The organism is Brevibacillus sp. AG162, from assembly GCF_006715575.1.
Lineage (GTDB): Bacteria > Bacillota > Bacilli > Brevibacillales > Brevibacillaceae > Brevibacillus > Brevibacillus brevis.
Genome location: NZ_VFNO01000018.1, coordinates 9,355 through 33,198 on the forward strand (window position 1 = coordinate 9,355; position 23,844 = coordinate 33,198).

Below are 23,844 nucleotides of genomic sequence, written 5' to 3' on the forward strand. Positions count from 1 at the left end.
CTCCACCAAGTCGCCGTAAACCAGCTCAGCAAGGACGAGGCGAAGCGGCTACTCAAAGAGATTGTAAAGGCGGAAGGGGCGTCTGCTGCAAAAACAAAACAGGACATCGCCATCATCGGGATGGCCTGCCAGCTTCCGGGGGCACAATCACCGGAAGAGTATTGGGGCGTGCTGATGAACGGAGTACGCACGACGGGGGAATTCCCACATTCCCGCAGGCGTGACACAGACCCGTTCCTGCCAAAGGGTGTCGAATATCGCAAAGGCGGTTATCTGTCCCATGTGGATCAGTTCGATGCGCCGTTCTTTCGTATTTCGCGAAAGGAAGCAGAGGCGATGGACCCCAATCAACGCCTATTTCTGGAGACAGCGTGGGAAGCAATGGAGGATGCAGGTGTCGGCAAGGAAAAACTCAAGAATACCAAGACGGCTGTCTACATTGGACAGGAGACTAATTTCAACAATCAGTATCGCCAATTAATTGAAGAAGAGGATGAACTCGCCCTCGTCGGTTCACACACGGGCATCACTGCAAGTCGCATCCAATATCTGCTCAACTTGCGTGGTCCGAGTCTGGTTCTCGATACAGCTTGTTCATCAGGGTTGGTTGCTCTTCATATGGCCTGTCAGGGACTTCGTAACAACGAATTCCAGCAGGCGCTAGTCGGTGGCCTCTCCACGTTCATATTTCCGGCAGGCAAGGATCTGGTGCATGAAGCGGGTACCGGGATCATCCGTGCCTTCGACAAGGATGCCAACGGCACAGTCTGGGGAGAAGGCGTCGGCGTACTGTTGTTAAAGCCCCTGGAACAGGCATTGCGGGATGGCGACCCGATCCGGGCGGTAATCAAAGGCAGCGCCATCAATAATGATGGTCAGTCGAACGGGATCACCGCGCCGAATGCCGATGCTCAGGCAGAGGTCTTGCAAATGGCGTGGAAGATGTCCGGAATCCACCCGGAGACGATCTCCTACATCGAGACGCACGGCACCGGCACTCAGCTCGGGGATCCCATTGAGATCAAAGGAATCGCCAAAGCGTTTCGCGCCCATACGGATAAGCGGCAATTTTGCGGGATTGGCTCTGTCAAGACCAACATTGGACACACGGTCGGCAATTCCGGTATTGCGTCGTTGATCAAGATGGTGCTGGCCTTGGAACATGCTCAGTTGCCGCAAACGATCGGTTTTGAAACACCGAACCCGTTTATCAACTTTGTAGACTCACCAGTCTATGTGAATGACCGTCTGAGGAACTGGGAGAGCGCTGACCATCCGCGCCGCTGCGGGGTGAGCGCATTTGGATTCTCTGGCACGAACGCCCATGTGGTACTGGAAGAAGCTCCTCAGCTCCCAGAAAGAGCACCGGCTGGAACGGAGCTGCATCTCTTCACTCTGTCCGCCAAGTCCTACCCTGCATTACGCGAGTCTTTGCGCCGTCATCTCCGCTATCTGCAAAACCATGAGGAAGTGTCTCTGTCGGACTTGTGCTACACGGCGAACACCGGGCGGGGGCATTATCAGGAGCGCATGATCTTCCAGGTGAGAACGGTAAAGGAGCTTCGAGATCGCTTGCGGCAGGTGTTGCATGTCACGGGGGAGGAGATCACTCGGCAGGTGCAGGGGGCTGGTTATGGAAAGCACAAAATCGTCCATCGCAAAGGGGAGCGGCAACAGGGGGAATTGTCTGAACAAGATGTAATCCGCATGAGCGCGGAGATCAACCGTCGCTTGGTCCACGCTCCGAACGTGGTGACCCCGGAGCTGGCCGAGGAGTTGTGCGCATCCTATCTGGCCGGGGCAGAGATAGATTGGAGTGTTCTTTACAAGATCGGGCATCGGGCGATGCGTCTCCCTGTATATCCCTTTGACAGGTTGCGCCATTGGGTACAAGTTGACGGACTACTGTTGAAACAACGGGAGGATGTCGGCAGGCCAAAGAAGCTGACCACACCGTTGGTCGACCGTTGTCAGGCGATAACGATGGAAGGCGCGGTCTACGAGACTGACCTGGACGCCACATATTGGGTGTTGGAGGAGCATCGCATCGGCACTAAGGCGGTCCTACCCGGCACAGCGTATCTGGAAATTTCGCTGGAGGCTGCGCGTGAATATGGCATGCAAGAGCCGATCACGGTTGCCGAGATGCAGTTTTTGGCGCCGTTTACAGTCGAGGACGGGGAGACCCGCACATTGCAGACCGTGTTGTCGAAGACTGCTGATGGGATGCGCGTCACGCTCTGCTCACAAGGTGGGGACGATACGTGGATGTTGCACGCAACCGGCTTGTTGGAGAATTCGGAGGAGGGCGTGCAGGCGGATGTCGATATGGAAGCTGTGTTCGCCCGGTGTCCGCATCTTGCAAAGAGAGAAGAGAACGTAGTGGCGGCAGGAGATAGCATCCTGTTTGGACCGCATTTTCAATGCGTCACGAACATGTGGATCGGGGAGGAGGAAGCGCTCATCGAGATCACGATGCCCTCTTCGCATCAGGAGGAACTTGGCGATTATTCCCTTCACCCCGCTCTTCTTGACAGGGCGACAGGCTCCGTTGTCGATTTAGCGGATCAAAAAGGAAAGGGGATGCATCTCGCTTTCTCCTACCGTAATCTACGTCTTTATCGTCCGTTGCCGGAACGTTTCTATTCGAGGGTACGCAGGCTCGAAGTTTCGACAGACGACTTGCAGGTCTATAAAGTGCAGCTGTTCGATGTGAGCGGGTGTGTTCTGGCAGAGATCGGAGAATTTTCCACGATCCGAGTACCGATCGGTCAGGAACAGACGATGTTCTATATGACCGAGTGGAGGGAGACCCCGCTCAAGGAGACTACGGCATGGACGAATGAAGCTGTCTGTATTTTGAAGGACGACTCCGGTCTGGCCGATCAGTTGGCTGATCGGTTGCGGGAAAATGGGCGGCGTGTGATTGAGGTGCAATGGGGACAGGAGTACCGGAGTCTGGGAGGCGATCGCTATCTCGTGAGTGGCACCGAGGACGACTATGCACGTTTGCTGAGGGAGACGGACGACGTCCCGTGGAAACATCTGTACCATCTGTTCACCTGGAACTGCAAGCCTGCTGAGGGTATCGAGCAACTCAAAGCCAATCAAGAGCGAGGTGTGCTCAGCCTGTTGCGTCTGTCGCGATGCTTGATGAACAGCCGCGGCAAGCAGGATATACAGATCGTTCTAATCGCCGATCATGCGTCGGCGGTCACCGGGAAGGAAACGGTGATCAAGCCCGAACAGGCCTCATTGCTTGGTCTTGGTAAGGTAATCGGGGAAGAAGCGCTAAACTTGCGCTGTCGGACGATCGATCTTGACGAAGCTACCGGGCTTGATGTGCTGTGGCGGGAACTGAGTTCACAAGAAGCCCCGTACAGCATTGCATACCGCGGGGGAGTCCGTTATACCCCGGAAGTGCGGCCGTCACATACACAACTAAGCGATTCCTCGTTCGCGTTGCGTCGCGACGGCATCTATCTGATCACCGGGGGCACCGGCGGGATCGGGTTGGAGCTTGCTCATTGGCTAACCCAACAGAACGCCACGGTCGCTTTGTTGCATCGTTCGCCGCTGCCGGAGCGTGCGCGCTGGGCGGAGTTGTCAAGCGGCGAAGATAAACTGTCGCACCAGATTCGTAAAATACTGACGCTGGAAGCCTCGGGTGCAAAACTTTTGCTTGTGCAAGGTGATGTAGCCGATGCCGACTCCTTGCGAAGCGCTCTGCAGAAAGTACGTGAACATGGGCCGTTGCGCGGTGTGTTTCACGGAGCGGGGGTGGCAGGAGACGGATTTTTGATACGCAAGCACGAGGTAGACTTCCGCAAGGTGCTCGCTCCGAAGGTGGAAGGGACATGGTGGCTGAATCGGTTGACGCAGTTAGACGATCTCGACTTCTTCATCCTGTTCTCATCTGTGACCGCGATTCTATCCGGAGCAGGACAGGGAGACTATACAGCAGCTAATGCCTATCTCGACGCGTTTGCGGCTGAACAAAGACGCAAGGGACGTCCGATGCTGTCGATCAATTGGTCTACCTGGAAAGAGGCAGGCATGGCGTTTGACTATGGCGTAACTGCGGACGGTATTTTTCGATCCCTGACCACCGAAGAAGCTCTGCAAGGGCTGGCCGCTGTGTTGCCGCCGGAACGTCATCAAGTGATTATCGGCAGGTTGAATTATGATCTGTTAACGAATGTCATGGATCAAGCCCCTTACCTGTTGTCAGAGGAGATACATCGTGAGGTCAGTAGATTGTCTGCTTCAAAGCGTAACAAGCGTACTACCAGATCGCTGATTCGACCGGCTTCAGTGGTGCTGAGCGGCCGTTCTGAAGGCGATTACACCGAGCGGGAGCAACAGATCGCCGCCATCTGGGCCGAAGTACTGGGGCTCGACACAGTGAACATCCACGACAATTTCTACGAATACGGCGGGGATTCGATTCTTGCGATTAAGATCGCCAATTTAATAGAAGAAAGACTACAGACTAGAGTGTCAATCAGTGACCTGTTTCAACACCTGACCATTTATGAGTTGACACGAGCTATTGGTGATGCCGAACGGGAAGTCCCCGCGGAAGTGGCGGCAGGAACTAGAGCAGAAGAACACGTCGGCGAATTGTCAAGCGGGCAACAACGCCTCTGGTTCCTACATCAGATAGACCCGGGCATTCACGTCTATAATTTGAGGGCAAACTTTGAAATGAGGGGGCTCGACCCAGAGGCATTTCTTTCAGCCTTGCGTATCTTGACCGCACGGCATGCCGCACTGCGCACCGTGATCCGCGAGGAGTCAGGTGTCCCAAAACAAGCGGTGCTGCCATCGCATGAACCTGTTGTGGAATGGGTCGAGGCGGACGAAGTTCTGCTGCATGATCTGCTGAATGAAGAGCACGAACGGACAATTGATTTTAGCGAGCCTCTCTGGAGGGTCAAAGTGTTCATGACAGGTGCTGATCGGCAAGTGATTGCAATGACGATCCACCATCTGATCACAGACGGCTGGAGCATGCTCTTGTTGCTGGATGAATGGCAACGTCTCTACGAGAGCCGACTGAAAGGTACGGAGCTCGAATTACCGCCTCTGCGTGTGCAATATCAGGACTGGGTTGAAACACAAGCCGCGTGGATGCAAAGTACAGAATTTGCAAATATGGAACGTTATTGGCTTGAGGAACTTACGAAACCTCTTCCCGTACTGGAGATTGCGACCGACTATCCGCGCCCGCAGTTGCAGACATACAACGGCAGCTATCATGTGTTCGAAATCGATGCGGAGCGTTCGGCGAGATTGAAGGAGCTGGCCAAGCGCAATCAGGCAACGTTGCACATGTTGCTCCTTTCTAGCTACTTCCTCCTTCTGCAAAAGCTGTCCCAGCAAGACGAGATCGTCGTCGGGTTTCCCATCGCTGGCCGCGAGTCGAAGGAATGGGAATCAGTTCTTGGTTTGTTCATGAATATGATTTGTCTGCGGGTCTCGTTCGCTGACTTGCACACGTTTGACGATTTATTGCGGGTTGTTCAGGCTAAAAGTGTCAAGGCTTATGCGAACAGTCGCTATCCCTTCGACTTGCTGGTCTCGAAAGTCAACCCGGAGCGGGACTTGAGCCGCAGTCCGATCTTTCAGACGATGTTTCAATTTTTCGAGAACTATCAAGCGAATGAGCGACAGAGTCTGTACGAACTTTGTTTCCTCTGCAAAGAAACGGATGGCAAGATCGAAGTGCGCTGGGAGTATAACATAGACTTATATACCGCGAAGACAATTGAGCGCTTAACAGAGTATTTCCTCCATCTGGTAAAGGTGATCACCGATCACGAGCAAGTTATTCTCGCAGATGTACGGTTATTGGGAGAGACAGCAGAGGCAGATGTGCGGGAATTGTATACGAATTTCGACCCTGAAAGCGTGCCAGAACTCACGGTCATACAGCGGTTCGAACAGATCGCTGCCAACCATATGGGTGAGACAGCAGTGACGTATTTCGATCAGCGAGTCACATATGGGGAACTCGAGGCTTGGTCGAACCGCATCGCCCACCTGTTGAGGGAGGCGGGGGTCACCCGGAATCAGCCGGTCGGTCTGTTGCTGAACAGAGGGCTGCCACTGATCGCGGGCATCCTTGGCATTTTAAAAGCTGGCGGGGCCTATGTACCGATTGATCCTCAATACCCGCTGGATCGGGTCTGTTACATGTTGCAGCACAGTGAGGTGCAGGTGCTGATCAGCGAAGCAGAACAAGCGGAGAGATTCCGTGTTTTGAGCGCCGATTTGCCTCTGTTGGAAAAGGTGCTGGATCTGACCGGATCGGATCACACGATCTGGACGGGTGTCTCCCAGGTGTGGCTCAGATCGGACATCGAGGCGCAAGACTCGAGTGGCTTAAAGCTGCAGTCCAGTCTTGACGATCTGATGTACCTGATTTACACCTCTGGTTCCACGGGCCGTCCCAAAGGAGTGATGGTCACCCAGTTGAATGCGATGAATTTTCTCCTCGGCAGCATCGCTCAGGGACGTCTCGGCCGTGGGGATCAGATGGCGTGGGTTACTTCGATATCATTTGACATCTCCGTTTTTGAGATCTTCGGGGCACTGCTCAGCGGGGCAGGCTTGCATATAATTTCGCAGGAGCTGTTAACGAATCCAGAAGAACTGCTTACCTATCTTCATGGCAATGGCATTACGATATGGCATTCCGTGCCGGCCTTGTTTCACCAGTTGGTGCTCTATTTGCGCAGCAGAAGCGACCTAACCGAATGGGCTGGAAAAAGTAGCATCCGCCGGATCATGATCGGCGGGGAGGCCTGGAGCGCTGAACTGGCCAAGGAGATTCTCGCTCTCTTTCCACAAGCGGAATTAATGAATATGTATGGTCCAACTGAAGCCACGATCTGGGCGACGTGCTACCAAGTTGAGCAGCTCGATTGGATAAACGGGATTCTGCCGATTGGACGACCTCTCGTCAACAACGCCGTTATGATCTTGGATGAACAGGGCATGTTGTGTCCAGTCGGTGTGCCCGGTGAGATCTGCATATGCGGTCTCAACGTGACACCCGGCTATTACAAAGATCCCGTACAGACTGCCAAGGCCTACTCCATCGATCCAAAGACAAGGGATCGTGTGTACCGCACGGGCGATATCGGACGCTACTCATCAAAAGGCGTGATTGAGTATCTCGGGCGCCGGGACGGCCTGATCAAAGTGCGCGGATACCGCATTGAAGCGGGAGAGATAGAAAGCGTTTTACTCCGAATCGGCTCCGTGAGCGAGACGGCTGTAGTCGCATTGAGCGAAGGGGATACAAACAAGTTGGTTTGCTACTACGTCTCACCGGACGATGTCACGGCCGCTCGGTTGCGGGATCATCTGCGGGAGAGTTTGCCCGAGTATATGATCCCGTCGCACTTCTTTGCACTCGGGGAATTGCCAAGGACGGCCAACGGCAAGATCGACCGTCAGGAACTCGCGGGGCGTACGTTGCCGGACCGACTCACCGACGAGGGAGAATTGTCCCTGCCAACCACGGGGACGGAGCGCTTGATCAGTCAGATTTGGGAGGAGCTGCTCGGTTGGAAAGGCGTTGGCATCCACGATAATTTCTTCGAAATCGGGGGTAACTCGTTCCTCGTCAGTCAGATGCACTACCGCCTCTCGGAACAGTATCCGGGACGGCTGCGCATCGTCGATCTGTTCACGCACACCACAATCGCCAAGATTGCGGCCTACCTGGACAGCGATCAGGCAGAGCCAGGGCCGCTTGTGATAGCTCCTCCTAAGATAGGGGAGGCTGAATTGGAACAAGAGTTGTTGGACATGTTCGATCAGATTTCTTCCGGTAAGCTCTCGCTGGACGAAGCAGTTAAAAAATATTCGTAACACACGGAGGTAAAAGTGAGCAACGTCACTCAATATGTCATCGAAAAGACTGCGTCCGGCAACATTGATAAAACGATTGGGGTTGAGATTCTCAAGCGTTTAAAACTGGAAGAAAAAGCAGGGGAGCGGGACGAGGTTGCCGTTGTCGGCTTGTCAATCCAACTTCCGCATGCCGATGACTTAGCCCAGTTCTGGAGCCATCTGCAACAGGGAATCGATTGCGTCGCTCCTTTTCCAGCCGTACGGAGGAAAGATACAGACCCACTGCTCACGCACATCCAGGCCGGGCAGGAGGAGCCTGACTATGCGCGAGGCTCGTATTTGAGCGAAGTGGATAAGTTTGACGCCGCCTTTTTTCAGATCTCGCCTGTTGAAGCAAGATTGATGGACCCACAGCAGCGGTTGTTTTTGCAGACTGCATGGAAAGTGTTGGAGGATGCTGGGTACGGTGGGCGGAGGTTATCCTCCACCCGTACCGGGGTCTATGTCGGGTACACAGGTGATTTTAGCGAGGCATACAAAGATATGATCGCGAATCAGAGCCCGGAACAACTGCCCCTCTCAGTACCAGGCAATATCTCGTCCATCATCGCCAGCCGCATCGCGTACTTGCTGGACTTGCATGGCCCGGCACTTTTGGTCGACACAGCCTGCTCCTCGTCGCTGGTAGCGTTGCATCTTGCTGTACAGGGGTTGCGAAATGGCGACTGTGATAATGCGTTAGTGGGCGGGGTCAAGCTCAACTTGTTGCCGCTTCGAGTCCGTCAAGAAGGCCTAGATATTGTCTCGACCTCGGCAAAGGCAAGGACGTTTGACGATGATGCTGACGGAACGGGATTTGGTGAGGGCGTCATCGCGATGTTGTTGAAACCATTGCCGAGTGCTCTACGAGACGGGGACCGCATCTACGCGGTGATCAAGGGGAGCGCGATCAACCAAGACGGCAGTTCCATCGGTATCACCGCTCCAAGTGCTGCTGCACAGGAGGATGTAATCATTCGGGCCTGGCAAGATGCCCAAGTGAACCCCGAAACAATTGGCTTAATTGAAGCGCATGGGACGGGAACGAAGCTTGGCGATCCAATCGAAATGGAGGGGCTAACTCGTGCGTTCAACCGCTTTACACAACGAAAACAGTTTTGTGCAATAGGATCCGTCAAGTCAAACGTCGGGCACCTCGACCATCTTGCCGGATTGGCCGGCGTGGTCAAAGCGATTGCAGCGATGCAGTACGGGCAATTGCCTCCAACGTTGCATTTTCAAAAGCCAAATCGAAACATCTCGTTCCCTTCAACAGCGCTGTACGTCAATGACCGGTGCACGCCGTGGGAGCGTCATGGCATGCCGCGGCGCTGTGGGGTATCTTCCTTTGGGCTTAGCGGGACCAACTGCCATGTGGTATTAGAAGAAGCGCCACCTATTGAAATGGACGGCCAGTCTGCCGATCGGAGCGGGCCGTATGTGCTTCCGATCTCTGCCAAATCTCAAGAGGCACTTCGCGAACTGACCCAACGATACCATCGTCTGCTCGTCTGCGAAACGAATCTTAACCTTTTCGACCTTTGCGCGACAGCGAGTGTTGGGCGAGGTCATTACACTACAAGGCTGGCATTGCTATTCAACAACCATGTGGAACTCCGAAATCAATTGGCTACACTCGTCTACAGTCAGCAATTGATCTCCGACCCCCAACGTGGGATCTACTGGGGAGAACACCGCATCATTCCCGAGCAAAAAGGCGTTCTTGCTCAGGGAGAGCTGACGGAAGAGCGCAAGAGACAGTTGTCAGTAGAGGCGCGGACGCTGCTGGGAAAAGCTGACTGTCTGGAGGGCTGGATCCACTTGTATGTAAGTGGTGCAGATGTAGATTGGACTGCATGGTATGGGGGGCAGCCATACCGCAAAGTGGCTCTTCCGCTGTACCCTTTTGCTAAGAAGCGATACTGGGTGGAGAACGCTAATCGGGTGACGCTTTCACAACCCGCCGGACCGCGTATCTCGTTCCTGATCGATCGAATCTTGGCCGATACGATGCATCTGCGCGTTTATGGGAGTCAGTTCGGGTTCGATACGCATTGGATGCTGTCTGAGCACCTGATCAACGGGCAAGGGGTGGTGCCAGGGACAACGTATCTGGAGATGATCCGACAATTGTCTTTGTTGCTGGCACCGGGCCAGAGTTCGGAACTGGAAGGGGTAATCTTCCTGGCGCCACTCATCGTCGGAGCAGGGGAAAGTCGTGAAGTTCACGTTATGTTGAAAGAAGAAATCGAACCGATCTCCTTTACCATCGTCAGTCGCGGGGACACGGCCGAACAGTGGATCAAGCACTGCGAGGGGAGATTATCCTTTTCAGAACGAAAAGCTCCGCCTCTGGATGTTGGGGAACTAGCGGCCCGATTCACAGGCAAGATGCAGATTCATCAGGAGGAACAGCATCAAGGCGCTATCGAGTTTGGTCCTCGTTGGCATAACATCGATTTGATCCGCGCGATGGAAGGGGAAGTGCTGGTTGACTTGCGATTGCATGACGACTATGCGTCTGATCTTACCGAATTTGTACTTCACCCGGCGCTGTTCGATAACGCAATGAACATCGCGATCAACCATGTGGGTGACGGGATGTATCTGCCTTGGACATACAAGAAGCTTCGCGTGTATGCACCTATACCGCAAGCGTTCACCAGTTGGGTGGTCTTGAAATCCCCCTTGCAGGTTCATGCTGAGACTGCGACTTTTGACGCGGTTTTGTTTGACTCAGAAGGTCAGGTCGTGGCGGAAGCGGAGGACTACGTGGTCAAGAAGGTACGTCCAGAAGGTGTCACCTACCAGGGCTTGCAAGTGAACGAGATGTTTCGAATGGAGTGGAAACAAGAGTTCCGAAACGAGCAAAAAGTTACCTACACAGGCGGCCTGCTGCTCTTGTTGCGCGATGCACATGCGGCGGAACCATTTCTGCGGATGGCTAAGCAGGAAGAGCGCGCCGTTGTCAGGGTGAACCTGAAAGGTACAGACAGGGAAACGGAGCTGACGGAACTGCTCGGCTCATTGAGAGAGGCTTCCATCAGCCAAATCGTTTATTTTCTTGACGGGGAAACGCCGGAAGATCTGTTTGGATTGGCTAAGGCCTTATCCGCCAATCGTTGGAATCATCCTCTTGAACTGACACTGCTCGGTACGAACGCGAATCGAATTACCGGTGAGGAAGGGGAATTGCAACCGCTGACAGCCGCAGCGTTTGCACTCGGAAAAGTGATACATGAGGAGTTCGAGCATCTACGCGTTCGATGTATCGATCGGGATCGGTCCACCGATGACGTTATTCTATGGAAGGAACTCGTCAACGAACCATCGTCTTACATAGTCGGCTATCGTGCTGGGACTCGATGGACCCCACAACTTAGCATGTTTGATTTGCAAGCACAACCCGATGTGCCTTTTGCTTTGAAAACCGACGGTGTTTATTTAATCACCGGCGGAATCGGCGGTCTGGGTCTTGAAGTGGGCAGGCATTGGGCGAATGTCCCGAATGTTAAGCTAGCGTTTCTTAGCCGTTCAACATTTCCTCCACGCGAGGAATGGACGTCCTGGATGGATCGTGGGGATACACCGTCCAAAATCACGCGCGCGATCCGCGCCTTGATCGAGATGGAGCAGATGGGTGCTGAGGTGTGTGTCTGTAAAGCGGACATCTCTGTGGAAGCGGAGATTGGCCCTGTATTGCGAGGTCTGCGGGAGCGATACGGTCGAATAAGGGGGATCGTTCATGCAGCAGGTGTGGCTGGGGATGGTTTCTTGTTCCACAAAAAACGCGAGACGTTCTGCCACGTACTTACGCCGAAAGTCAGCGGAACAATACTGCTCGACAGGCTGACGGCAGAGGACGAACTCGATTTCTTCGTATTCTTCTCGTCGATCTCTGCACTCACGGGAGGTGTCGGTCAAGGGGATTATGCTGCCGCAAACGCTTTTCTCGATGCGTATGCAGCTTTCCGCAATTCACAAGGCAAACGCACGTTGGCGATCAACTGGCCAGCGTGGAAGGAGACGGGGATGGCGGTTGACTACGGAGTAGAAGATCGCGGATTCCTGCAGAGCATACGCACGGCAACTGCGTTACAGGTGCTGGATCAATTGCTGAGCAAAAATGTCGTGCAAGTGCTGGTTGGAAAGCTAAACGATGCGGTGCTCGGCAGCGTGCAGGACAACGACTATTTGTTGCCGCTCTCTCCGGACTTGCGCCGTCTCATCTCCCGTCGAGTTGCTCAAATGGTTGGGCGCTCTATCTCGGCTGATAAGGTTGTGCGTCCATCGGAAGCGGTCGCTATACGCGGGTACGGTGATCAGGGGTTGAGCGAGACCGAAATCCGCTTGGCGAAAATCTGGGCCGGAGTACTCGAACTCGATGAGATTGACGTCTATGACAGTTTCCATGACATGGGCGGTGATTCGATATTGGCAGCTAGCATGTTGAGAGCTTTGGAGGCCGAATTTGGTTCCCTGATCGACATTTCTGATATATTTACGTATTCGTCCGTGTACGAAATGGCTGCGTATTTGGAGAAGAAGCAAGGAAAAGTGTCTGCACCTGCTTCAGAGCACCCCGAGGCGGTGGAAGAGGCGGAGGACGACGATGAGATCGAGCGCGTCCTACGTAAATTGGCCAGTGGAGAGCTTGACTCGAAGGAAGCGGATAAGCTGCTCCGATGGGAGGATGAGGAAGACGAATGGGATTGATCAAGGACTACATATTTAATCAGGTAGCTCAGAAAAAGCTCGATCCTCAGGATGCCAAGAGCCTGTTGAAAGAACTTCAGTCACTGAACAAGAACGTTAAGGACGAAGAGATCGCGATCATCGGCATGGCCGGACGATATCCTTCTGCAAACAGCATCGATGAGTATTGGAGTTTGCTCAGAAACGGTGTCAACGGGATAACCTCGTTTCCTGAACAGAGGAGTCGGGATGTAGCTGAGATTCTTGCTGTTCCGTATTTCGCTCAACTACTGCTTGGCAGGCAGCCGCCCTCCGAAGAGGAGCTGTCCGTTCTACTTGGGGCAGGCGGATACCTTGATGCAATTGACACATTCGATGCAGCCTTTTTTCGCATCTCCCCGCGAGAGGCCACCTATATGGATCCGTGGCAGCGTGTCTTTTTGGAGACAGCTTATCAGGCGATCGAAGATGCGGGGTATGGCGGCGACAAGATCGTCGGCACCCGGACGGGTGTTTTCGTCGGCAAGGATCATACCAATATGCAACTATACAAGATGGTGACGGAGCCGGATGCGATGCACCTTACCGGTTCGTGGGCGGGAATTCTCGCCAGCCGTTTATCTTACATCTTCAATTTACAAGGGCCTAGCCAAGTAATTGACACGGCTTGTTCGTCTGGACTGGTTGCCATTCATGAGGCGTGTCAGGCGCTTCGAAACAAAGAGTGTGAGATGGCGGTAGCAGGGGGAATCAACCTGTCGTTCCTGCCGCTGATCAATCCGGATGGTGACATGAAAATGGTAGAGACCTCTGAGACCATCGTGCGAACGTTTGACAAAGAAGCCAAGGGAACGCTGTGGAGCGAAGGGGTCGGTGCACTGTTGCTCAAGCCGCTCTCTAAAGCGATAGCGGATGGAGATCCGATTCATGCTGTGATCAAAGGAAGCGCAACGAACAACGATGGTGCCTCCAACGGTATCACTGCCCCGAACGCTTCGGCTCAGGAAGACTTGATCGTGCAAGCGTGGAAAAACGCTAAGGTCAATGCGGAGACGATCCGCTATGTGGAAGCACATGGCACAGGCACTGTGATCGGGGACCCTATTGAAGTCAAAGCGTTGACCGAAGCATTCCGCCGTTTTACTGACAGGCAACAATTTTGCGGCATCGGCTCGGTCAAGACCAATATCGGGCATGCGGTTGGTGCTTCCGGTCTGGCTTCGATCACCAAGGTCATCCTCGCCCTGCGCCATCGTGAATTGCCGCCGAGCTTGCATTTTCAAACTCCCAATCCGTACATCTCGTTTACGCAGACACCACTCTATGTAAACGACACAATTCAGCCGCTTGTCCCTGATAGTGATAAGCCGTTGCGGGCAGGGGTCAGTTCGTTTGGATTCAGTGGCACCAACTGTCACATCGTGTTGGAAGAAGCACCTGCTCGGAAAGGTTGTCTGGAGGAGGAGAGCGGAGCTCTGCGATTGTTTGTGCTCTCAGCGCGGCAGAAGGAACTACTGGTTCGGCAGGTGGAACAATACAAGCGCTATCTGGAAAGGGAGCCAAATGCTCCGTTAGCCGACATTTGTTTCACAGTGGCGACCGGCCGTGGTCACTACAGTCATCGACTGGCTCTCCTCGTAGAGAGCACCCAAGACCTGTATACGCAATTGACGCAGTTCTTGCAGATGGCACCGACAGAATGGAACGGAGAGCGGAGTTGGTACGGGGTCCATCAGATCGTCCATGACCAGAAAGTTCGAGCGGAGGGCGATCTTTCACAGCAGGACAAGCGTCAACTGAACCACAGTGCGAGGGAAGAGGCGATCCAAAGCAATCTCAAGGGGGTTGCACGGTGCTATGCAGCCGGAGCGGACATCGAGTGGGAGATGCTGTATCCGGAAGGTCAGCACCGTCGGTTGTCTCTGCCGACCTATCCATTGGCTCGGACTCGTTACTGGGCGAGCGTCAACCAGGTGCACATGCCTGATCTGGCACAGGCGAAGGCGGCGGAACATCCGCTCCTAGACCGTTGTATGGCTGATTCGATCGATCAGACTATCTACACTACGACCCTGCACGCCGACCGCTTGTGGGTCTTGAACGAGCATCGCTTGCAGACGCATCCGGTTATGCCGGGGGTGGCGTTTTTGGAAGTGGTGCTGGGGGCATGTCGTGAACAGTATGGAGAGCACTCCTATGAGTTTCGAGATGTACTGTTCCTCGCTCCTCTGGTCGTGCCAGAAGGAGAATCACTGGAACTGCAGACGGTGCTGACTAAAGAAATGGGCGGCCTGCACTTCCGGCTGGTCAGTAAGCAAGACACGAACTGGTTGCTGCACGCTGAAGGGCAAGTTACTATCCTTAACCAAACGGCTCCAGCCGTTCCTGACACGGTGGCGATCCGTCGACGTTGCTCACAAGAGGCAAACGAAGTGCGACCGGCCGACGCTATGCGCCACTTTCATTTCGGCCCGCGCTGGTCGAACATGGCAGATATCAAAGTCGGTGAAGGGGAATACCTCGTTCACCTCAAACTGCCGGAACAGTTTCTAGAAGACCTGGACGGATATACGTTGTATCCGGCCTTGCTCGATAATGCTCTGAACGTACCGATCCATCTCGACCGGGAAGGACATTACATCCCATTTGCCTTCAAATCGTTCGTGTTCTATCGTCCATTGCCCCATCGCTTTTACAGTCATATCGTAAAACACATGAAGGAGGGGCGGGCGCAAGAAACAAAATCGTTCGATATCACGCTGTTTGATGAATCAGGGCAGGTGTTGGCGACAGCAACCCAGTACACGATCAAACTGCTCAAGGAAGTTGACGAACACCGGTTCTTGTCGCTGGTCGACGCCGGTACAGCGTTACACGAACTGACTTGGATCCCCCAAGACCTGGACAACGCGGTGTACGATCTTCCGCTGGGAGTGACCATGGTGTTGCACAGCGGATCAGCGTGGGCCGCTCAGTGGACAGATGCTTTGCGCGAATCTGGCCGCCGTGTCTTGGAAGGACGGACGCTAGCTATCGCGGACGGAGAACCCGTCGTGGAAATCGTGTTGCTCGACACTGAGGAAGATGGGATCGAGAGCCTCTATACGTGGTACAATTCATGGCTCGCCCGCTCTGAACGTACGAGAATTCACTTGATCGTGCCTGCTCGCAACGTCTCGCCGGTAACCGGCGAGGAGCGGAGTCTGCATCCGTATGCTGCAGGCGCGTTCGGGCTGGCAAAAGGCATTGCGCAGGAGCAAGCGAATTTTCGCGTGACTTGCCTCGATGTTGACGAGCGGACCCCGGTCGCGAACTTGCTGGCAGAGCTCGGACGACCAGAGCAATCCGCATATCGCTTGACGGCGTACCGTAATGGCCGACGCTATGTACAACAATTGCAGCGCGTCTCGCCTAAAGGGGAGTCGTCGATCACGCTGCACGAGGGAGCCGTCTATGTCATTACCGGTGGGTTGGGCGGTCTCGGCTTGGAAGTAGCGGAACATTTCAGTTCCATGAAAAAAATTAAGCTCGCCCTGTTGAGCCGTACTCCATTGCCCGAATCAGATCAGTTTGACATCTCAGTGAAAGCACGTCGCTCGTTGCAAGCCATCCACGAGATGAGGGAGCATGGCATCGAGGTGGTTCCCTATGCCTGCGATGTAGCAGATGAACATGCTTTGCGCGAGGTGTTGCAACAGATCCGGACAGACCTAGGCCCGATTAAAGGAATCGTACATGCGGCGGGTGTTGCGGGTGAAGGTTTGCTGGTGCGCAAGCAGGAAGGGGACTTCCGACAGGTGGTCTCTCCCAAGGTGGATGGGACCGTGAATTTGGATCGATTGACCCAACAGGATGATCTAGATTTCTTCGTGCTCTTCTCCTCGGTGACCGCTTTGACCGGGGGAATCGGACAAACCGATTACACGGCAGCTAACTCGTTTCTCGACGCATTTGCCGCGGCACGCCAACACGGCGGCAAGAGCACACTCTCAATCGGATGGTCGAGCTGGAGCGAGACCGGCATGGCAGTCGAGTACCACGTGGCGCAGGAAGAGCGTCTGTTCAAGCCTCTCTTGACGGCAAAAGCTCTACACCTGTTGGATTTGGCCATGGCGCAGGAGAAAGCTCATCTACTGGCGGGGGAAATGTCTTTGCTGCAATGGGCACGATTTGAGGGCGACTTGCCCTTCCTGCTGAGCCCGGATATTCTATTGCAGGTCCAACGAAGGCGCCTAAGCGCCAATGCAGCACGCCAAGATACCAAAGCATATCGGGAAGTTGTTCTCACTGGGCGGCATGATGGGGAGTATACCTTGTTTGAGCAAGAGCTTGGGAGGTTGTGGGGGGGAGCATTGGGGTTTGCCGAGATCAGCGTCTATGACAATTTTTACACCCTTGGTGGCGACTCGATTCTCGCCGTCAAATTGGTAAGCGCGATTAGTGATCACCTGCACATGGACCTTGAGGTGTCCGATCTATTTGACCATCCAACACTCAATGAACTGGCACAGCATCTTGAATCGCTTGGTGTTGTGATGATGTCGGAACCTGCCGAGCTATTTCAGCCATCATCTGAGCAAGCACAACGCTTGGAGACGGCTGCGAATGACGAAGAAAACTCAGATTCGGTTCCACATAAAAACCTCACCGATCAGGCTTATGTCGATTCTCCGGGGGTCGAGCTTATTTCCGATCTGTCATGGCGGCAACTGAACTGTTACGACCGAGGCTTGGCATTACAGTTCGGTCTACCGAATGCACGCTTGATCCCGTACTTTTTTCTGTGGCTGGGCTTGAAACGTGGGTTTAACTTGACAGATCAAGGTTATCCGTATTCTTTCTCGACGGAAGAAAAAGTTTTTGGCTACGCAACTGATCATCAGCTATTGGCCAAGTTCGGCATGCGTGTTCAACTTACCACTGTTCCTGAACTCTCCGGCCTGCACGATGCAGTCTGTAGTCTGGTAGAGGGTGGCAGACTGGTGCTCGTTTGTTTTGATGAGTTTTACATGTTCTATTCGCCGTACTATCGCAAGGAACACAACGATCATCTGACGGTCATCAATGGCTATAATCGGCAAAATGGCATCTATCAGATTGTAAACCACAGCCACCTGCATTTGGAGAGTCCGCAAAAAGTATCCTATGGGCCTTTCCACGCACAGTTTGGATCACTCGAGGAAATCTATGCCGATCTTCCGCTGGGAGCGCGTGTTCTGGTTTCTCTTGAACCAATTCCCGGCGTTATTGTGGAGGAAGCTTCTCTGCGGACCGAAACATTGGAGATCTTACGTCTGTTGCTAGCGACAGGACAGTCTGGGCGGGATTTTGATCTGGCGGCCGAATTGGTCCGAGAGGGGAGAATGGACGGAGACGCGCTAAACGAACTATATATCGTGCTCGGTGCCAAGGAATTGTTTGCAGACACCTTGCTCCGCCGTTTTTGTCCGGAGATGAGTACTGTATTACGACCGCTAGCCGATGAACTGGTGCTCCACTCAAACAAATTGGTCAACAAATATACTACGGGAATTTACCGTAAGAGACCGTTACGTGCCGAAGATGTTGAGAGTTCTCAGGCGGCTGTCTCCTTTTTGCTGCAAGAGATGTTGACGAAAGCCATCCAAGCTATCGAGGCGGCAGATCACTCGTCGTCAACGAAAGAAGGGAAGGATAACTGATGGAATTCAGCTGGATACTGCCACAAGGCGATATTGACAACATTATCCACCAAGCCCGTCTGGCGGAACGCTACGCATTTGACTCATTGCTGACGATTAGTGTCAACGGGTATATGGATCCGTGGATCACTGCCACCCATGTAGCATCTAAGACAGATCGAATCCGCCTACTTGTGGCCCAAAATACCAACTATCAGTTGCCGATGATAACCGCGAAAGCATGGAACACACTGAACCTGATCGCGGAGGGCCGTATAGACATTAACGTGGTGACCGGAAGCTCCCAAATCGAGCTGGGGCAGATTACCCATGTGGCGGACCACGCCACTCGATATCGGAGGACGAGGGAATTTGTAGAACTTCTGAACAAAATTCAACAAGGACCTGTTACGTTTCTAGGTGAATTTTTCGAAGCGAGTGGGGCGGAAGTCTATCCGCAGCCGGACCCTCAGAGCCCAGGGTCTCTCTTTCTCGCAGGCAGTTCAGAGGAGGCGATGGATTCGGCAGCAGCCTATGCAGACTGCTACTTGATATATGCCCAGGAACCTGGTGAGGTGGCCGAACAGTTTGCGCGTTTTCGAGAACGGGCGAAAGTCTATGGACGGCAGCCGCGCTGCGGATTGGTGATTGATGTGATTTCCCGTGAAACCTCTGCGGAAGCGTGGGCGGCAGCCGAGGCGTTGGAGTCGTCTTTCGGGCTGATTGACAAGCGAATGGCTCGCCTTTACCAGAACAGCAGTGACTCGGTGGGGATTTCCCGCAACCGTGTTTTAAACAAGAAGGAGAACCTGCGCTTACAGGCAAACCTGTGGGCTGGACTAGCGCAGGTAAGTACCGCTCAGAGTCTTTCGATTGTGGGATCGTATGTGGAAGTTGCTGATACCATCCGTCTCTATCAGTCGGTAGGCGCAGATTGTTTTCTATTCTCAGGATCGACTGGGAAAGAGGAATTACAAAGACTTGGCGAACGGGTACTACCGCTGATCCGCTAATCCATCCAACGCAAGAGAGGTTGTTTCCTATGAACTCTACAAATATGGAACATATAATTGAAACGATTATCACCAAGATCAAGGAACTGGCCGAACTGGGAGAAGAAGTGAAGATCAATCCAGAAGATCCGCTTATTCGGCTGGGCATTAACTCTATAAAGGCGATGGAATTGTTAGTGGAAATCGAGAACACTTTAGGCGTAGTGGTAGAAGACGACGAATTGTTGATTGAAAACTTTACGAGTGTGAAAAAAATCGCTGATCTCATCGCTTCTAAGATAGGAGAGTAAATAGTCGATTTGTTCGATAAAATGAAACTTTTAAAAAAATTAAAAGAATTCATTTACAAGTAAATCTAAAATTGGTATAAATAGAGAGTCTGATGATATTTTGTCATTTTATGACGATATCTCGGATAGTTACATAGCGGGGAGGTGCAGTGAGAATGGCTAATTACGAAGTGAAAGAAGTAGCAGATGTTTCTGCAGACGCTTGCACACCTTTCTAATCTAATGCCACACAGTTGGAAATGGGCGAATCGGCAAATCAACTGATTCGCCTTTTTCTCTGATTAATTTTCAACGTCGTAACGAAGACGATAATTTTATAAATTTCCTATTTTACGATCAATTAAAGATGTGTGTGTTTAGGACATATCCTAACGGAGGTGAAATTTTCAGTGGAAGAGAGGCACGATAAAAATTGTTTTATCGAAGTATTAAAACATTGGTTCTATCGACAACTAGGTGTTGAAGTTCCAGATGTTTTTTTGTACATAATCTTCGGGAGTCTGAATTTTCATTATTCTTCTCGCCTTGAGGATCCCTCACATATTTTTCCGAAAGTCGATCTGATTCAACCCACGGACGAGACGAATTTAGAGAAGTGGCTGGGTTTGAAAACCATCTGGCACGACCCAGTAACGTCTGAAAGAGGATGGAACCGATTAGAGCCCCTCTTGATGAAGGGACAGAACCCGATTGTGAGGGTGGCTGTCCATATGCTGCCTGATCTGGAAGCGAGTCAGACTGTGACATTCATGTCCATCAACCAGTATTTACCGGAAGAATCGGCAGTAGATGTCTTCAGCACGTTTTATAGCGGACGGCTAAGTTTGGAGAAGTTGGATTTAGCCCGTCGTGAAATCGTTTCTTTTTCCTTGCCGGAATGTCAGTGGTTGGAGCTGAGCATGATGGAGATGCCAGTGCTAGATCATTCATATCTGGAACGGATCTTTCTAGCACAACTGCAAGCGGATCTGGCCAAAGGGTATAGTGCGGCAAACTTTGAGAAGATGATCGCCGATCTATTGCTGGTCGAGGGGTTGAACCCGCTCTTGGCCAAGCTATACATAGCTTGCTTCGGCAAGCACATGTTTCATCCTAAGGGACCGGCCAGCGTTCGTCGTGAGATGTTGTCGGTAATGCACGAGTTGCAGAAAGGTGGAACTGTCTCTGAGGAGACTGTCGTCCGGTATGAGGTACTCTGCCAGCAGTGGGACATCCTCAAAATGATGTTCGCCAAGGCAGGGGCTGCTCCCAAACAAATGGTCGAAAGGTTGATTGAGCGCGTTCGCACCATCGCGGCGTTGGAGCAAGAGGTGTTTGACATGATGCGAAAACAAGTTAAGGTGGGATGACCGTGTTGCAATATAAGGTATCTGATTACCTTCAGCGTCTGGAGGAAGAGGGAATCGTCTACTTTTTACACAGCGGAACGGGCAAGATTTTGGAGATCTCACCGGAGATGATCGAATTGCTCAGTTTCCTGACGGAAGTACGGACAGAAGAAGAGTTAATGTGTTTTATCGCGGAACAAAACCCCGAGGTAAGTAATGCAGAGCTGGCCGAGATGGTCAAGACGGTCTCAACGCTTCTTGAAAAGCACGCACTCGTGCAACGGGTAGACTAATCTTATCGTGGAGGAACTCACATGTACATATTGGGAATCACAGGTCCGTTGGGACACGATGCAGCCGCTTGTTTGATGCATGAAGGCCGGATTGTCGCAATGGTGGAGGAGGAGCGGCTGACCCGAAAGCCGCACTCCCCAGGTGGACAGATGCCGTACCTTGCCATGGAATATTGTCTAAGCCATGCTGGCATCACTTTAGATGAAGTGGATGTCATTGCGTTGAGCTGGGATCAATCCTTAATTCCTGACACAAAGATCAAACTTCCAGACTATTTCAACGACGTGAACAATTTGTTTCCTAAACAGAAGATCCACTATCGTAAGCTGCCGAGGGTCGAAGTTGTCGACCATCATCTTGCTCATGCTGCTAGTACCTTTTACTTCTCGCCATTTGAAACAGCTGGAGTGCTTGTCGTGGATGGGGCGGGTGAGGACACTTGCACCACCCTGTATCAAGGCCAGAACGGGCGACTGAAGAAGCTGGATTCGATCCATCACAACGAGTCGCTTGGTGAGTTCTATGCCACTGTTACCGAATTTGTAGGTTTTGATTGGAATGATCCCGGTAAGACGATGGGACTGGCTTCCTACGGAGAAGCGGTGTACGAATTTCCTCGCTTGATGATCGATGCAAAGCGCGGGTATCACATCAACATCGAACACAGTCTTCACATGACTCAGGTCGAAAATATCTGGAAGCGCGAGTTTTTACGATTGAAAATCAAGCCAAATGCGAGCATGCGCCTTTACAACCCGGTCACATTCCGCCACTCGGATCACTTGGAGTTTGCTGAGGAGCACAAAAATTTGGCCGCTTCCGCCCAGAGGGCACTGGAGCAGGCTTATTTCTCGCTTGCCCGTGTGTTGGTGGAGCGCACAGGCTCACGTAACCTCTGCTTAGCGGGCGGCGTGGCTCTGAACTGTGTGGCGAACGGAAAACTAGCGAGGAGCGGGATTGTCGATGATCTTTTTATCCAGCCAGCTGCCAATGATGCAGGCGCGGCGATCGGGGCAGCTGCGGAAATAGCGGTGCAGTACGGATATCAGATCGAAAAGCTTGTCGGCCCGTACGCAGGTCCGTCTTTTACCAACGATGAGATCATTCGTTCAGTTGAGCACCTGGGACTGTCTTATAAATGGGCAGACGATGTCGCTGAACTAGCGGCGGAGTCGTTGGCACAAGGGTATTCTGTTGGCTGGTTTCAAGGCCGTGCCGAATACGGGCCTCGCGCACTAGGAAACCGTAGTATGCTGGCCAACCCGTCAGTGCCTGGGATTCAAAATCATATGAATCACAACGTCAAATTCCGTGAGTCGTTTCGCCCCTTTGGTCCATCAGTAATCGAAGAGGAAGCTGGAGATTGGTTTGAGCATATGAGCCCTTCACGCTACATGTTGAAGTCGGTGAACGTCAAAGTGGACAAACGTGACAAGATACCGGGTGTTGTACACGTCGACGGATCTTCACGCCCACAAACGGTGACCGCAGAGACAAACTGGCGTTATTATGATCTACTCCAAAAATTCAAAGCGAAAACGGGGTTGCCGATGGTGTTGAACACGTCGTTCAACCTGCGCGGCGAACCGATGGTCTGTACCCCGTACGATGCTGTACGAACGTTTATGACAGGTGCACTGGATGTGCTGATCATGGAGGATATCGTCCTGAAGAAACCGCAAGTGTTCATGTAAAGAACGGAGGAAGTGAAATGCAAGACATCATTGTACGCCCATACACCCCTGCAGTGCTGGACGAACTGCAAGAGATTGAAAAGAAAATGAGAAAGCGCTTCCCGGATTTTCCTGCGTGGGCAAACTGGGTCTACCTCCACAAACCGGAGATAAAACCGGACAACATGTACGTAGCCTACGAAGGTAGGCAGGCGATTGGGTACGGTCACTTGATTCCCCGTTTCGCTCATGCAAATGATCCATCACATGTGCCGAACACAATCTATCTGGACATGAATGCCTCGCTGGAGGCAGAACAGCCTGAGAGAGTGCTCGATGCCCTGTATGAGGCTTTGAGAGCGCGCGTTGGAGAGATGCTGGTAGAAGCGTTGCCGCGCAAGACTGAATTGTGCATCCAACACTATGCGACCGTTCATCCGATTCTCGATTATGCGGCAGGCCAAGGATTTGAGAGGGTAGAGAGCTACCGATTGCTTCAACGTGACCTGAATATGGAAATCCCCGATCGTTTGGTACGTGGCAACTTGAAGATCCGCGAGTGGGAGCTAGAGACTTTGGCTGATAAGGAAAAGTTTCTCGCGGTTAACAAATTGGCTTTTCCAGAGGAATCCGCAACGCTGGAGCAGTTGGAAGGAATCATAAGCATTCCGCATTTTACGACTTTCGCCGCCTTTACGCCGGCTGACGAGGTGGTAGGTGTGATCATGGTGCGGGCAGAAGATGCGACCGCGGGTTTTATAGAAAATGTGTTCGTGCTGCCTGAATTCCGTGGACATGGACTGGCCGAAGCGCTGGTTGCACACGGGTTGTTCCACTTGCTTAAACAGGGCTTTCAGTCGGTATTGTTGCATGTGGCGGCCTCAAACGTTCCCGCTTGCAACTTGTACCAAAAGGCTGGTTTCGAGATTGTGAAAGAGCAGATCGAGATTCGGTGTGACTGGAATGCTCAGTAAAAAGGAGGGGGA

Annotated in this window: 9 protein-coding genes; all 9 read left to right on the forward strand. The window is 52.7% G+C overall.

The genetic code is table 11. The features are described 5' to 3' along the window. The first annotated feature begins 120 nt into the window (after positions 1-120). Positions 121-7,884 carry an amino acid adenylation domain-containing protein gene (locus tag FB479_RS30135; protein ID WP_370511719.1) on the forward strand — a complete coding sequence of 2,588 codons (7,764 nt, stop codon included), beginning with the start codon at positions 121-123 and terminating at the stop codon, positions 7,882-7,884. 15 nt (positions 7,885-7,899) lie between these two features. Further along, positions 7,900-12,621 carry a type I polyketide synthase gene (locus FB479_RS30140; protein WP_142067637.1) on the forward strand — a complete coding sequence of 1,574 codons (4,722 nt, stop codon included), beginning with the start codon at positions 7,900-7,902 and terminating at the stop codon, positions 12,619-12,621. Beyond that, positions 12,612-18,281 carry an SDR family NAD(P)-dependent oxidoreductase gene (locus FB479_RS30145; RefSeq protein ID WP_142067638.1) on the forward strand — a complete coding sequence of 1,890 codons (5,670 nt, stop codon included), beginning with the start codon at positions 12,612-12,614 and terminating at the stop codon, positions 18,279-18,281. The genes FB479_RS30140 and FB479_RS30145 overlap by 10 nt, the downstream gene beginning before the upstream one ends. Beyond that, entirely contained in the window at positions 18,281-19,273 is a 993-nt protein-coding gene (locus tag FB479_RS30150) for an LLM class flavin-dependent oxidoreductase (RefSeq protein ID WP_142067639.1), read from the forward strand. The genes FB479_RS30145 and FB479_RS30150 overlap by 1 nt, the downstream gene beginning before the upstream one ends. Before the next feature lie 29 nt (positions 19,274-19,302). After that, a complete protein-coding gene (locus FB479_RS30155; protein ID WP_106657687.1) occupies positions 19,303-19,563 on the forward strand; it encodes an acyl carrier protein in 261 nt (86 codons plus the stop codon). Positions 19,564-20,168: 605 nt separating this feature from the next. Next, on the forward strand, positions 20,169-20,912 hold the full coding sequence (locus FB479_RS30160) for a hypothetical protein (protein WP_142067640.1): 744 nt from the start codon (positions 20,169-20,171) through the stop codon (positions 20,910-20,912). Positions 20,913-20,914: 2 nt separating this feature from the next. Next, complete coding sequence (locus FB479_RS30165) at positions 20,915-21,184, forward strand: hypothetical protein (RefSeq protein ID WP_106657689.1); 270 nt, start codon at positions 20,915-20,917, stop codon at positions 21,182-21,184. A gap of 21 nt (positions 21,185-21,205) precedes the next feature. Beyond that, the gene (locus FB479_RS30170) at positions 21,206-22,879 is read left to right on the forward strand and encodes a carbamoyltransferase family protein (protein ID WP_142067641.1); all 1,674 of its coding nucleotides are present in this window, start codon (positions 21,206-21,208) and stop codon (positions 22,877-22,879) included. A 17-nt stretch (positions 22,880-22,896) separates the two neighbouring features. Further along, on the forward strand, positions 22,897-23,832 hold the full coding sequence (locus FB479_RS30175; protein ID WP_142067642.1) for a GNAT family N-acetyltransferase: 936 nt from the start codon (positions 22,897-22,899) through the stop codon (positions 23,830-23,832). Positions 23,833-23,844 lie beyond the last annotated feature (12 nt).